Below are 13907 nucleotides of genomic sequence, written 5' to 3'. Positions count from 1 at the left end.
CTAAAGGCTGAAGGTGTTGGCGGGCTTGGCGGAATGCTTGAGCTTGAAGTTCTGCGGATCGCCGTGGGGCGCTGCGCCGATGCTGAGCTTGGTGAAGTCCAGGTCCTCGCCCCGGCTGCAGACCTTGATGGCGTTGACTGCCTTGTTGATGTCGGGGCAGAGGCAAAAGATGTTGAGCTTGTAGTCCGTGAATTCGGAACGTTCCACCGTCCCGAGTCCGCGCCAGGCGAGGTGGCTAATGAGTGCGTCCGTGGCCTTTTCCTCCAGGTAGCGGTCCCTGTCGGTGCCTTCCCTGGTTTTAAGCGCGAACTGCGCCACGACCCAGAACTGTTCCTCTTCCGGGATCTCGGCGTAGCCGTCCTCGGCGCATTGAACCGCAAATGCGTCCAGGAGGCCCTCGGCTGCCTGACCGTCCGGTACGTCGGTTTCCTCGGTCTTGCTCTGGTGCCCCACCGCTCCGTAATTCATCACGAACTGGTTGTAGTCCTCGTCGAACCAGGCCTCCCTGAAGTGGAGGGTGCCCTCTTCGTCCCGTTTGTACACCCTGACAATTCCGCTCATGACGACCGTCCCTTGGTAAACCATTCGGCGTCGGTGCCGTCGAATGGTGCGTGCTGCGCCTTGACGGCCTGGTAAAGCTGGTCAGCAGCGGCCTGGATGTCTTCCACGAGCCGCTCCGAATAGTTCATGGTGATGCTGTGATCGGCGAACTCGTCCTGGTCGTCGATGAAAACGCCCCGGTCCGCGGTTCGGATGACGTCCAGGTCCATGTCGATCACATGGAACTCGGTGACGGCGGGCCGGATGGCCGTCCACTCGTGCCCCACGGCGAGGTCCACGTAGACGCGTACGCCGCCGGGATGAGCAGCATCGTAAAAGGTGGCAACCCAGTCACCGGAACGCGGAACCAGCAAGACAGCATCGGACCGGGTATAAAAGGCGGCGCCGGGACGGGAACAGAACTCGTTGGTCCCCTGGAAAATCCACCAGCCGTGCCGGTCTTCGCCCAGGTAACGCCCCGGGACCACCCAGTGCGCCTTGCCGTTCCATTTCCTGTTCCGGGCCACTACCAGCTGGCCCGGCTGCAGACCGTCGGGAACCCGTGTGGTGGTCGTGTGCGTCGCCGGTCCGGACTCCCCTACGCCGCCCGGGTATTTCAGCCCGTCTTCCTCCCTCACAGGATCGGAAGGCTGCCGGTGGTGGGATGCTGCTGGCCCGGCAAGGGACGTGCGAACGGGACCTTTGTCCCAAGAACCTGGGCGACGACGTCGTGCGTTATCTGCTGGGCCGTCAGGCCGACACGTTCCAGGACCTGCTTGCGCGTTCCGTGGTCCAGGAATTCGACCGGCAGGCCCACCTCGTTCAGGGCGGTGTCCACGCCGGCGGCGCGCATTTCCTGGCGGATCCGGGAGCCCACGCCGCCGGCACGGACGCCGTCCTCGATGCAGATCACCAAGCGATGGTGCGAAGCCAGGGCGATAATGGAACGCGGGACGGGAAGCACCCAACGCGGGTCCACTACGGTGGTGCTGATGCCCTGCGCGCCGAGCCGGTTGGACACGTCCAGGGCGAGTTCGGACATGGCCCCCACGGAGATGATCAGGACGTCGTTCTCGGTGGAACCGCTGGGCCGGCGGGACAGGACGTCCACGCCGTCGCTGAGGCGTTCCAGCGCTTCAACTTCGGCGCCGACAGATCCCTTGGAGAAACGCACTACGGTGGGTGCGTCGCTGATGGCCACGGCTTCGCGGAGTTCCTCGCGCAGCCTGCTGGCATCACGGGGCGCGGCCAGATGGAGGCCCGGAACGATCTGGACCATGGACATGTCCCACATCCCGTGGTGGCTGGCGCCGTCCGGCCCGGTGACGCCTGCGCGGTCCAGGACGATCGTGACGCCGGCCTTGTGCAGGGCAACGTCCATCAGGAGCTGGTCGAAGGCCCGGTTCAGGAAGGTGGCGTAGACGGCAACCACGGGGTGCAGGCCGCCGAAGGCCATGCCGGCCGCGGAGGTCAGGGCGTGCTGTTCGGCGATTCCGACGTCGATCACCCGGTCCGGGTGCCGGGCCGCGAACTTGTGCAGGCCCACCGGGATGAGCATGGCGCCGGTGATGCCCACGACGTCCTTCCGCTCATCGGCGATGACCGCGATCTCGTCCGCGAAGACGGACGTCCAGGACTGTGCGCCGGCGGTGCCGGTAGGCTCGCCGGTTTCCGGGTCGATGATGCCCACGGCGTGGAACTGGTCTGCTTCGTGCGCACGTGCCGGAGCGTAGCCGTGGCCCTTTTCGGTCATGGCATGGACGATCACGGGGCCGGCGTAATGCTTGGCGGTGGACAAAGCGTGCTCCATGGCCTGGAGGTTGTGGCCGTCCACCGGGCCGATGTACTTCATGCCGAGGTCTTCGAACATGCCCTGTGGCGCCCACCAGTCCTTGATGCCCTTCTTCATGGCATGCAGGCTCTTGTAGGTGAACTGGCCCACCGGTCCGCCGCTTTGCAGTTTCTTCTTCCACCAATCCAGCGCCACCTCGTAGGCGGGAGCTGTGCGGAAAGAGTCGATGGTGGGACGCAGGGAGGCGAGGTAGTCTGCAAACCCGCCCACGGTGGGGGCATAGGACCGGCCATTGTCATTGACCACAATGACCACCCGGCGCCGCTTGTCCGCGGCAATGTTGTTGATGGCTTCCCAGGCCATGCCGCCGGTGAGGGCACCGTCCCCTACGACCGCGACGACGTGCCGGTCGCCTTCACCGGTGAGCTGCCGGGCGCGGGAGATACCATCGGCCCAGGACAGCGACGAAGAAGCGTGAGAGCTTTCCACAATGTCGTGCTCGGATTCGGCGCGGGACGGGTAGCCGGACATGCCGCCCTCCTGGCGCAGGGTGCTGAAGTCCTGGCGGCCGGTCAGCAGTTTGTGCACGTATGACTGGTGGCCGGTGTCAAAAACGATGCTGTCGCGGGGCGAATCGAAGATGCGGTGCACGGCGAGCGTCAGCTCCACCACGCCGAGGTTGGGTCCGAGGTGTCCGCCCGTCTGGGAGACGTTCGTGATCAGGAAATTCCTGACCTCCGAAGCCAGCTGCTTCAGCTGTTCTTCGGACAACTCGTTCAGGTCCTGCGGATTCCGGATGGTGTCCAAGATTCCCAATGACCCCTCCTTTGGGTGGTAGACGTGCCGTTTAACTCTAACGCCTTGGTCCGCAGGACCAGACTCACCAGAAAAGCCGAAGCCCCGGCTGGTCGGTGACCGGCCGGGGCTTCGCTAGGTGGTGCTGAGTGCAGAAACCGCTAGTTCGCGGAGATCTGGCGCAGAACGTACTGCAGGATGCCGCCGTTGCGGTAGTAATCCGCTTCGCCCGGGGTATCGATGCGCAGGACGGCGTCGAACGATACCGAGCTGCCGTCCTCGGCGTTTGCCGTGATCTTGAGGGTCTTCGGCGTGGTGCCCTCGTTCAGGGCGGTGACGCCCTCGACCGAGAACGTTTCCGTGCCGGACAGGCCCAGGGTGGCAGCGGTTTCGCCTGCCGGGAACTGCAGCGGCAGGACGCCCATGCCGATGAGGTTGGAGCGGTGGATCCGCTCGTAGCTCTCGGCGATGACAGCCTTGACGCCCAGCAGCGCGGTACCCTTGGCAGCCCAGTCACGGGAGGAACCGGAACCGTATTCCTTGCCGGCCAGGACAACCAGCGGAGTGCCGGCGGCCTGGTAGTTTTGCGCAGCGTCGTAGACGTAGGCCTGCGGGCCGCCTTCCTGGGTGAAGTCGCGGGTGAAGCCACCTTCGACGCCGTCCAGGATCTGGTTCTTGATGCGGATGTTCGCGAACGTTCCGCGGATCATCACCTCGTGGTTGCCGCGGCGGGAACCGTAGGAGTTGAAGTCCTTGCGCTCCACGCCGTTGGCCAGCAAGTACTGGCCGGCCGGGGTGTCGGACTTGAAGGAACCGGCCGGTGAGATGTGGTCGGTGGTGACCGAATCGCCCAGCTTCAGGAGCACGCGGGCGTCCGAGATGTCCTGGACCGGCTCAGGCTGTGCCTTCATGCCCTCGAAGTACGGGGGCTTCCGGACATAGGTTGAGTTCGGATCCCAGGCGAAGGTGTCACCGGCGGGCGTGTCGAGCGCCTTCCAGCGGTCGTCGCCCTCGAAGACGCCTTCGTAGCCCCTGGCGAACATTTCCTTGTCGATCGAGGAGTCGATGACCTGCTGGACCTCAACCGGGTTGGGCCAGATGTCCTTCAGGAAGACGTCGTTGCCGGCCTGGTCCTGGCCCAGGGCGTCGGTTTCGAAGTCGAAGTCCATGGAACCGGCCAGGGCATAGGCGATGACCAGCGGCGGGGAGGCCAGGTAGTTCATCTTTATGTCCGGGTTGATACGGCCTTCGAAGTTGCGGTTGCCCGAGAGGACGGCCGCGACGGCAAGGTCGTTGGCCTGGATGGCTTCCGAGACTTCGGTTTCCAGCGGCCCGGAGTTACCGATGCAGGTGGCGCAGCCGTAGCCCACGATGTAGAAGCCGAGCTTCTCCAGGTAGGGGGTCAGGCCGGACTTCTCGTAGTAGTCGGTGACAACCTTCGAGCCGGGTGCAACCGAGGTCTTGACCCACGGCTTGGACGTGAGGCCCTTGTCCACGGCATTGCGGGCCAGGACCGCGGCGGCCAGCATGACCGACGGGTTGGACGTGTTGGTGCAGGACGTGATGGATGCGATGGTGACCGCACCGTGGTCCAGTTCGAACTCGCGTCCATCAGCCATCTTGACCGGAACGGGATTGGTGATGCGTCCCGCTCCCCCGTGGCCTGCCGCGTACTTCTCAGGCTCGCGGTCGGTGTCGGAGATGTTGGTGGCTCCGGCAGTGAAGGAGGGCGAATCGGAAGCCGGGAAGGTCTCTTCGAGTGACTCGTCCAGGGTGCCGGCGTCTGCGTCGTGGGAGACGTAGTTCTTCAGGTCGTGCCGGAACTCGTCCTTGGCCTCGGTCAGTTCGATCCGATCCTGCGGGCGCTTGGGGCCGGCGATGGACGGAACAACCGTGGACAGGTCCAGTTCCAGGTACTCGGAGAACTTGATCTCGCGGGAAGGATCGTGCCAGAGGCCCTGTTCCTTCGCGTAGGCCTCCACGAGGGCCACGTTCTGGTCCGCACGCCCGGTGAGGCGCAGGTAATCCAGGGTGACGTCGTCGATCGGGAACATGGCGGCCGTGGAACCGAATTCCGGGCTCATGTTGCCGATGGTGGCGCGGTTGGCGAGCGGCACAGCGGCCACGCCTTCGCCGTAGAACTCCACGAACTTGCCCACAACACCGTGCTTGCGGAGCTGCTCGGTGATGGTGAGCACCACGTCGGTTGCGGTGGCGCCCGCCGGAATGGACCCGGTCAGCTTGAAGCCCACAACGCGCGGAATCAGCATGGAGACCGGTTGACCCAGCATCGCGGCCTCGGCTTCGATGCCACCGACGCCCCAGCCCAGCACGCCCATGCCATTAACCATGGTGGTGTGCGAGTCGGTGCCCACGCAGGTGTCCGGGTAGGCGCGCAGGGTGCCGTCAACTTCACGGGTCATGACAGTGCGTGCCAGGTACTCGATGTTGACCTGGTGCACGATGCCGGTCCCCGGGGGAACCACCTTGAAGTCGTCAAACGCGGTCTGGCCCCAGCGCAGGAACTGGTAACGCTCCCCGTTGCGCTGGTACTCGATCTCCATGTTGCGCTCCAGTGCGCCGGAGTTGCCGAAGGCGTCAATCTGGACCGAGTGGTCGATGACCATCTCGGCAGGTGCCAGGGGGTTGACCCGCTTGGGGTCACCGCCCAGTTCCTTGACCGCTTCACGCATCGTCGCCAGGTCAACCACGCAGGGAACACCGGTGAAGTCCTGCATGATCACGCGTGCAGGCGTGAACTGGATTTCTGTATTGGGCTGGGCATTGGGATCCCAGCCTGCCAAGGCGCGGACGTGATCGGCAGTGATGTTCGCGCCGTCCTCGGTCCTCAACAGGTTTTCAAGCAATACCTTGAGGCTGAACGGAAGGTTTTCTGCACCTTCAACGGAGTTCAACCGGAAAATTTCGTAATCGGTTCCGGCTACATTAAGTTTGCCTTTTGAACCGAAGCTGTCCACAGTGCTCATCGCAGGACTCCTCTCGCAACAGTTTCATCTTTGTCGCGCGGGTGACCGCCTGCTAGTTAGGAAGCCCTAATTAGTCCAGGGCCCGAAAATTGCACACGGCCGGCCGTGATTACGGAGCGCGACGTGGGACTACTACCGCCATAGTAGTCGAAACATGTTCCGGCATCAGGGACGCGGAGTTAGCAGCGCCACCGTCTCCAGGTGGTGGGTGTGGGGGTAGAGGTCGAAAGCCCGGAGGCCTGCAAGCTCCCAACCGGCCTGCCGGAAGTACCCTACGTCACGTGCGAACGACGCCGGATCGCAGGACACGTAGGCAATGGCGCGGGGGCTCGCTGCAACCAGCTGATTCACCACTGCCTTCCCGGCGCCGGCCCGCGGCGGATCAAGGACCAGGGCGTCGAAGTCCCGGGGTTTATGGCGGAGGACGCGCTCAACGCGGCCCTGGACGATCTCAACCTGTGGCGCTGCGTGGAGGTTCTTGCGTGCGTCCCGGCTGGTTCCGGGAGCACCTTCCACCGAAAGGACGGACCCCGTCTCCCCCACCGCGTCGGCGAGGACGGCGGTGAAGAGCCCGGCTCCCGCATAGAGGTCAGCCACTACCGCGCCGGGGTGGAGGAAGCCTCCGCCTTGAAGGAATTCTGTGACGGCCCCCACAAGCGTCCCGGGCGCGTCGCGGTGGATCTGCCAGAACCCTGCGCCGGTGACCCGGTACTCGTGCCCGGCGGCAGACTCCTGCACCCACAGCCTGCCCCGCAACTGTTGCACCTCCTCGGTGGTGGGGTCGAAGGCGGCAACGGAAACGTCGGCGGGAAGGCCCGCCGCGATGGAGGCAAGGCGCTTGGGCTTGGTTCCCTCGGCCGGGGCCAGCAGCACCAAGGGCCGTGAGCCGTTGGCCGGGGCGGCGACCTCAACCCGTTCAACGCCCTGCAGGTCGATGTCCCACAGGCGCAGGTTGTTGATGGCGTCGATGGCCAGCGGCATCTCATGGATGGGGATGATGTGTCCTGAGCGGTGCGCATGCATACCGAGCTTGCCGCCGGCGGTGACCGAGAAACTTGCCCGCGTCCGCCAGCGGAGGCCGTCGCCGCCGTCGTGCGTTGCCTCCGCTCCTGCATCCGACGCCGGTGCGGTGCCCCCCGCCGCTTCCACGGTGCCGGCCCAGCCGTCCGGGAGCTGCTCCACGCCGGCGAGCCGGTTGAGCTGTTCCGCTAGCACGTCTGCCTTGAGGCTGCGCTGGCGGGCAAGGGTGATGTGGCCAAACTCCGCGCCGCCCACGGGCGGGTGCCCGTGGCGCCAGGCGCGGCGTGAATCTGCGGGGTGCCAAAAGTGGTCCACCCGGTCCGGCGACGCTTCGAGCACCTCGACGACGTCGGCACGCCAGAATTTGGCCTTGTCGTCGGCGTCGGTCAGCCGCGCCCGCACCTTCTCACCCGGGATGGCGTGCCGGACAAAGATGACGCGCCCTTCATGCCTCGCGACGCAATGACCGCCGTGGGCGACGGGCCCGACGTCGAGCACTGCTTCGGTGCCGGCTTCTCCGGTCAGTGCCGGCTGGGTTTGTGTCTTCGGGGTCATTGGATGTCCTGCAGGTTCTTTGCTTCTTCGGATGATTTGAGCTGCCAGGGAACACTGGCCACCATAACGCCTGGTTCAAAATGGAGCCGGGTCTTGATGCGCAGTGCCGTCTGGTTGTGGACCAGTTGCTCCCACCACTTGCCCACCACGTATTCGGGGATGTACACCACAATCAGGTCCCGCGGCGAGTCGCGCCGCATCTGTTTGACGTACTCCATGATGGGGGTGACGGTCTCACGGTAGGGGCTCGCCAGCACCGTCAGCGGCACGGGAATGTCCAGCTTTTCCCAGTCGGCCACCGTGCCTGCGGTTTCTTCGGGGTCGATGTCCACCGTAACCGCATCCAGCCTCGATGGCCGGGAGGCCCTGGCGTACGCAAGGGCCCGAAGGACGGGCTTGCGAACATGGGACACCAGCAGCACGGCGTGCACCCGGGTGGGCAGGGCCCGTGGAGAGGAGTCCTCGTCCACTGCCAGTTCCCTGGCCACGTTGTCGTAGTGCGCCCTGATGCTCCACATAATCAGGAAGAGGACGAACATGGCGAGCAGGGCAATCCAGGCGCCCTGCTCGAACTTGGTGACCAGCACAATGACCAGCACCAGGGCGGTCATGCCGAAGCCGATGCTGTTGATGGCACGCGACTTTGCCATCCGGCGTCGGACGACTTTGTCCTTGGCCAGCTTCAGCTGGCGGCCCCAGTGCCGGATCATCCCCAGCTGGCTGGCCGTGAAGGAGATAAAGACGCCCACGATGTACAGCTGGATGAGCTTGGTGACGTCGGCGTTGAAGGCGAGGATGAGCACCAGCGCTCCGGCGGCCAGGGCAAGGACGCCATTGCTGAAGGCCAGCCGGTCGCCCCTGGTGCGCAGCTGGCGCGGCAGGTAGCCGTCCTGGGCAAGGATGGAGCCAAGCACCGGAAAGCCGTTGAAGGCGGTGTTGGCGGCAAACACCAGGATGATGCCGGTGGCAGCCACCACAATGTAGAACGGTATGGATCCCGGGCCGAAGATGGTCTGGGCAATCTGGCTGATGGCGGGGGTTTGGATGTAGCCCGCCGGTAGCGGGCTGCCGTTCAGAAGGAATTCCGTGGCGGGGTCCAGGACGATGTGGACTTTGGTGGCATTGGCCAGGTAGATGATCCCCGCGAGCATGGACGCACCGATTACGCCCAGGAGCAGCAGCGTGGTTGCCGCGTTTTTGCTCTTCGGCGGCTTGAAGTTGGGGACTCCGTTGCTGATGGCTTCAACACCGGTGAGTGCCGCGGCACCGGAAGAGAAAGCACGGAGCAGGAGGAAGGCGCCGGCGAGTCCCACCAGCCCTTCGTCGAAACCGGGCGCCGGCACGATGGTAAAGGCGGCGGAGGGCGCTTCGCCCAGCTGGCCGGTGGCCGCCTGGAAGATGCCCACCGCTGTCATTCCCAGGATCGAGGCCATAAAGATGTAGGTAGGGACGGCGAACACGTTGCCGGCCTCTTTAACGCCGCGCAGGTTCACCAGCGCAAGGACCACCACGCCGATGGTGGCAATCATGGCCTGCTGCCCGTGGAGTGCCGGGATGGCGGTGGTGACATAGGCGGCGGCCGAGGACATCGACACTGCAACAGTCAGGACATAGTCCACCAGGAGGGCCGATGCCACGGTGAGGCCGGCGTACTTCCCCAGGTTCTCCCCTGCAATCTCATAGTCCCCGCCCCCGGAAGGGTACGCGTGGACGTTCTGCCGGTAGGAGGCTACGACGGTCAGCAGGACCACCATGACGGCCAAGCCCACCCAGGGTGAAAACGCCACCGCGCTGACTCCGGCCAAAGCGAGGGTGAGCAGGATCTCATCGGGGGCGTAGGCAACGGATGAGAGGGCGTCGGAAGCGAACACCGGAAGTGCGATCCGCTTGGGAAGCAGCGTATGGGCCATCCGGTCGTTCCGGAACGGCCTGCCCACGAGCACGCGCTTCGCGGCGTTCAATATTGTCAGCACCCCACAAAGCTAGTCTGATTCCCGGGCTGTGTCATGACAGCCCATGGACAGCCGGATCGGGGACCCTGACGGTAGAGTTCTAGCGGCAGGACCGTGGGGAAATATACAGAGGAGATACTGGTGGCGCATTTCGTGATCATGGGATGTGGCCGGGTGGGGGCGACGCTGGCGCATACGCTCGAAGACGCCGGGCACTCCGTAGCCATCATCGACCAGGACGACCGCGCTTTCCGTAGGCTCCGCCAGGGTTTCACCGGACGCAAGGTCACCGGCGTCGGCTTCGACCGCGACACCCTGAAGCAGGCCGGGGTCGCCGACGCGTACGCCTTCGCCGCAGTCTCCAGCGGCGACAATTCCAACATCCTGGCCACCCGCGTGGCGAGGGAGACCTTCCATGTGCCCCATGTAGTGGCCCGGATCTACGATCCCGGCCGCGCCGAGATCTACCAGCGCCTTGGAATCCCCACGGTGGCGGCGGTCCGCTGGAGCGCGGACCAGGTGCTGCGGCGCATCCTTCCGGAACAACACCTGGCCGGTGACTTCCGGGAGCCTTCCGGGCGCCTGGTGCTCGCCGAGCTGGATCTCAACGCCGGCTGGATCGGCCATCGGATCAGCAGCATCGAAAAAGCGGCGAACGTCCGCATTGCCTACCTCACCCGGTTCGGTGAAGGCTTACTGCCCGACGCCGGAACCGCATACCAGGACGGCGACACCGTGCACGCCATGCTGCAGGTGGACCGCAGCGCCCAAGTGGCCCAGATCCTGGCCAAAGCCCCCGCCAAGGAGTTTCAGTGAAAGTCGTGATCGTGGGGGCCGGCAGCGTCGGTTCGTCCATCGCCAGGGAATTGCTGGCGCACAAGCATGAGATCCTGCTGATCGACCTCAAGCCGGAGGTCATTGGGCGGAGCGGACTCCGCGGCGCCCATTGGCTGGTAGGCGACGCGTGCGAGCTGAGCACGCTGCAGGGCGCCAAGGTGGAGGACGCGGACGTGGTGGTATCCGCCACAGGCGACGACAAAGTGAACCTTGTAGTCTCGTTGCTGGCCAAGACCGAGTTTGGCGTCGGCCGCACCGTGGGCCGCGTCAACAATCCCAAGAACGACTGGATGTTCAACGATTCCTGGGGAGTGGACGTCGCAGTCAACACCCCGCAGCTGATGACGGCGCTGGTGGAGGAGGCTGTGGAGATCGGCGACCTTGTCCGGCTCCTCACCCTTCAGACGGGTGTGTCCGCGTTGGTGGAGTTCACTGTTCCGCATGATTCGCATGTGATCGGCAGTACTATAGGGGAAATCCGCTGGCCGGAGGATTCCACGCTGGTTGCCATCCTGCGGGACCACGCCCCGATCACACCCAGCCGGGACGACGTCATCGACGGTGGCGACGAACTCTTCTTTGTCACCACCATCGCGGCGGAGGACGATTTGCGGGCGCTGCTCTCCCCCGACACGGAGACGCCGCAGCCCCGGCCCGAAGAAGACGCGGGACACCTGGAGCAGCAAGGTCCTGAGGACGACGGGTTCGACGGCTAGGCGGCTAGCCTTTGGTGGGGGCGCCGTCCGCCGTCTCGTCGTCAACCGGAGCCGGCTTGGTGACGAGCCAGGCGATCCAGACTCCCAGGATATATAGCGGGGTACTCATGATGAGCCTGGTGGTTGCCAGCGCGGCGAGCCCGTCCGGCCCCAACAGGTAGAGGGGTACCTGCACCACAAGCCTGAGCACCAATACGGCGACGATGATCCAGGTGCCGATCCGGTAGGCCTTGACCCTGGCAGGGTCCTTGCGCCAGTCGAGGCCTTCGTTGCGGATGAACCCGAAGAGCAGCCCTGCCACCGGCCATTTGACGGCGATCGAAATAACCATGGCCACGATGTAGGCGGCGTTGGTGAAGAAGCCCGGCAGGTAGAAGTCCTCGGCTTTACCGGTGGTGTTGGCGACCCAGGCGGAGATGCCGACACCCACCACCCCCGCAAGTGCCTGCGTCAGCGGACGCCGCTGCACCAGCCGGACCACGGTGAACACCGCTGCAGATGCCAGTGCGGCTACAAGGGAAACCGTAAGGTCCCGGGTGATGGTGTAGGTCACGAGGAACAACAGTCCCGGCAGGATGCTCTCGGCAATGCCCTGGACACCGCCGGCGCTGCGCAGCACATCCACCCGGCCGTCATGGGTTCGGTGCAGCCCGGCCTTGGCGGCGTAGTCCGCCGCGAGACCCGCTGCCGGGGACGTGTCCCGGCCGGCGGCCTCCTGTGCCGCGCCGCCCGGCAGCCCGGCTTTGTTGCCACCGTCCGGGCCGGCGCCGTTCTGGAGCCCACCCTGGCCGGCGCCGTTCGGGCTGGCCGCCCTGTTCGGGTTGGCGCCGGAGGAAGGGTTGGGCGTGGGCGCAGTCATTCGTTCTCCTGGCGGGACAGTATTTCGTAGCGTGGGTTAAACATGGTGGGCAGGCCGTCCACACGGGACAGCATTCCTTTGAGCCGCACCTCGGTGCCGGCCTCGATGCCAGATACGCGCCGCCGTCCGAGCCACACCACACGAAGCCGCCCTCGGGGTCCGGCTGCGGCTCCGGCACCTGGTTCCCGGGGATCAGCGTCCGAGACCATGGCACTGAAGGCCGCGGTCTGGTCCGCCGGAACATAAGTTACGGATTCAATGCGGCCGCGGCAGACTACCCGGCCTTTGACCGGCAACCGGCTGAGGGGAACATCGTCGCTTTCGTTCAGCGGAGCTTCCCCCGGCATTTCACTAGCCAATCTGGGTAATTTCAGGACCACGTTCAGGTTCCTGAAGTTCGGATGCAGCAGGCGGCGGTGTGGCGGTGGCATCCTTGGGCAGCCGGAGTTGCAGCAGGTCACGAGGCGGCATGGGGCTGTCGCCGCGGACCACAACTACCTGGCGGAACAGGGCCTCGAGGGGTTCAGCCGCCGTTCGTTCCATTGCGGCGGCTCCGCCCAGTACACCGCGCAGGAACCAGCGGGGGCCGTCCACTCCAATAAAGCGTGCCACCCGGTAGCCCTGGCTGTCGTCCGGCAGTCCAGCAGGCAGCTTCGCGACGAGTTCGTTCCCGAAGATGCCTTCGATCTCCTCGACCTGGCCGCCCTGGGCTCCGACGGACTGGCCGATCTGCTCGCGGATCTCGTCCCAGAGTCCCTCGCTTTTCGGCGCTGCGAAAGCCTGGAGTTGAAGGCTGGAGCCGTTGAGGTCCAAGGTGACCGCAACCACCCGCTGTGTGGCCTCTTCCACCTCGAGCCGGAGCTGGAGTCCCTCGCTCGGGGTGATCAGGAGCGCACCCAAATCAACATAGCCATCGCGGCTGGTGATTTCGGATTCGTCGAAAGGGCCATTCGAGCGGCGTCCGGCACTGTCGGCTGTCTCTTCCGCGGCCTCAGCGGCAGTCGACGGTTCGTCCGGTTCGGCTGCTTGTTCCTTCTTGGCTTTCCTGCCGAGCCCAAAGACCATGGGGGTGTCTCCTTAGTTGGTTGCCGGGCTGGCCCGTGGGGGTCCCGCCGTCGTGCGCTGTTGCCGTCCGGGATGCCTGTGCCGGCACGGAGGAACGGGTGAGGGAAGAGCTAAAGGTCAAGCTTCCGGCACGTTGAAGCCGCCGGTGGAGCCAAAACCTCCTGTGCCACGTACGGATCCGCTCAATTCGTTGACGGAGATAAACTGCGCGTACTCCACGCGCTGAATGACCATCTGGGCAATTCTATCGCCGCGGCGCAGTTCGATGCTTTGCTTCGCATCGGTGTTCAGGAGGGTGACGGCGATCTCGCCGCGATAGCCCGCATCCACTGTCCCCGGCGCGTTCACGATGGTCAGCCCGTGCTTGGTGGCCAGGCCCGAGCGGGGATGGATCAGTGCCACGAAGCCTTCAGGAAGGGCAATAGCCACTCCCGTTGGGACCAGCTTCCGCTCCCCCGGCTGCAGCACAATGTCAACGCGGGCCCGAAGGTCGGCGCCGGCGTCTCCCGGGTGGGCATAGGACGGGGCCTCAAGGTCGGGATCCAGCATCTTCATCTGGACCTGGAGGGTGGGAGCACCTGGAACCGCGGCGGGAGCGGCAAAGCCGGCTGCAGCTGCTTCGTCCGGGAAAGTATCTACTGTGGCGGGATGATCAGTCACAGTCACTCACTCTAACCCGCGCCCCCAAATCAATCCTAGGACGGGGCTCCTGGCGGCGGCTGCGCCTGGCAACGAAACACCGGTCCGGGACGGTTCCACCCAAGATGAAATAGCAGGGCAAAGATGGAA

General features: G+C 65.0%; 12 protein-coding genes. 2 read left to right on the top strand and 10 right to left on the bottom strand.

Features of this window, described 5'->3' with window-relative positions; translation table 11 throughout:
* From CXQ88_RS11355 to CXQ88_RS11330, 6 genes are all read right to left on the bottom strand, one after another.
* A complete protein-coding gene (locus CXQ88_RS11355; protein WP_104044282.1) occupies positions 1-561 on the bottom strand; it encodes a hypothetical protein in 561 nt (186 codons plus the stop codon).
* Positions 558-1178, bottom strand: coding sequence for a DUF402 domain-containing protein (locus CXQ88_RS11350; RefSeq protein ID WP_104044281.1), 621 nt, complete (start codon positions 1176-1178; stop codon positions 558-560). Before CXQ88_RS11350 ends, CXQ88_RS11355 begins: the two co-directional genes overlap by 4 nt.
* Entirely contained in the window at positions 1175-3148 is a 1974-nt protein-coding gene (gene dxs, locus CXQ88_RS11345) for a 1-deoxy-D-xylulose-5-phosphate synthase (RefSeq protein ID WP_104044280.1), read from the bottom strand. Before dxs ends, CXQ88_RS11350 begins: the two co-directional genes overlap by 4 nt.
* A 140-nt stretch (positions 3149-3288) precedes the next feature.
* On the bottom strand, positions 3289-6114 hold the full coding sequence (locus CXQ88_RS11340; protein WP_104044279.1) for an aconitate hydratase: 2826 nt from the start codon (positions 6112-6114) through the stop codon (positions 3289-3291).
* Between the two features lie 165 nt (positions 6115-6279).
* A complete protein-coding gene (locus CXQ88_RS11335) occupies positions 6280-7689 on the bottom strand; it encodes a class I SAM-dependent RNA methyltransferase (protein ID WP_104044278.1) in 1410 nt (469 codons plus the stop codon).
* On the bottom strand, positions 7686-9662 hold the full coding sequence (locus CXQ88_RS11330; protein WP_104044277.1) for an APC family permease: 1977 nt from the start codon (positions 9660-9662) through the stop codon (positions 7686-7688). The genes CXQ88_RS11335 and CXQ88_RS11330 overlap by 4 nt, the downstream gene beginning before the upstream one ends.
* 120 nt (positions 9663-9782) lie before the next feature.
* Here CXQ88_RS11330 and CXQ88_RS11325 point away from each other — a divergent pair, with 120 nt between their 5' ends.
* Together CXQ88_RS11325 and CXQ88_RS11320 are read left to right on the top strand one after the other, a co-directional pair.
* Positions 9783-10457: a potassium channel family protein gene (locus CXQ88_RS11325; RefSeq protein ID WP_104044276.1), complete on the top strand. Its 675-nt coding sequence runs from the start codon at positions 9783-9785 to the stop codon at positions 10455-10457.
* Complete coding sequence (locus CXQ88_RS11320) at positions 10454-11194, top strand: potassium channel family protein (protein ID WP_104044275.1); 741 nt, start codon at positions 10454-10456, stop codon at positions 11192-11194. Before CXQ88_RS11325 ends, CXQ88_RS11320 begins: the two co-directional genes overlap by 4 nt.
* Positions 11195-11198: 4 nt before the next feature.
* On the opposite strand, the gene CXQ88_RS11315 is transcribed toward CXQ88_RS11320, so the two are convergent.
* The 4 genes from CXQ88_RS11315 to dut all read right to left on the bottom strand — a co-directional run bounded on the left by CXQ88_RS11315 (position 11199) and on the right by dut (position 13778).
* Positions 11199-12053 (bottom strand): DUF3159 domain-containing protein, encoded by an 855-nt coding sequence (locus CXQ88_RS11315; RefSeq protein WP_104044274.1) that lies wholly within the window; start codon positions 12051-12053, stop codon positions 11199-11201.
* Positions 12050-12400, bottom strand: a complete 351-nt coding sequence (locus tag CXQ88_RS11310) for an OB-fold nucleic acid binding domain-containing protein (protein WP_104044273.1) — start codon at positions 12398-12400, stop codon at positions 12050-12052. The genes CXQ88_RS11315 and CXQ88_RS11310 overlap by 4 nt, the downstream gene beginning before the upstream one ends.
* A 4-nt stretch (positions 12401-12404) precedes the next feature.
* A complete protein-coding gene (locus tag CXQ88_RS11305; RefSeq protein ID WP_104044272.1) occupies positions 12405-13118 on the bottom strand; it encodes a DUF3710 domain-containing protein in 714 nt (237 codons plus the stop codon).
* Positions 13119-13235: 117 nt separating this feature from the next.
* Positions 13236-13778: a dUTP diphosphatase gene (gene dut / locus CXQ88_RS11300; protein ID WP_104044366.1), complete on the bottom strand. Its 543-nt coding sequence runs from the start codon at positions 13776-13778 to the stop codon at positions 13236-13238.
* Positions 13779-13907: the final 129 nt, after the last annotated feature.

The organism is Arthrobacter sp. ZGTC412 (assembly GCF_002929215.1).
Taxonomy (GTDB): Bacteria; Actinomycetota; Actinomycetes; order Actinomycetales; family Micrococcaceae; genus Arthrobacter.
Note: the sequence above shows the minus strand (reverse complement) of the source record. Positions and strands in the feature narration are given on the sequence as shown.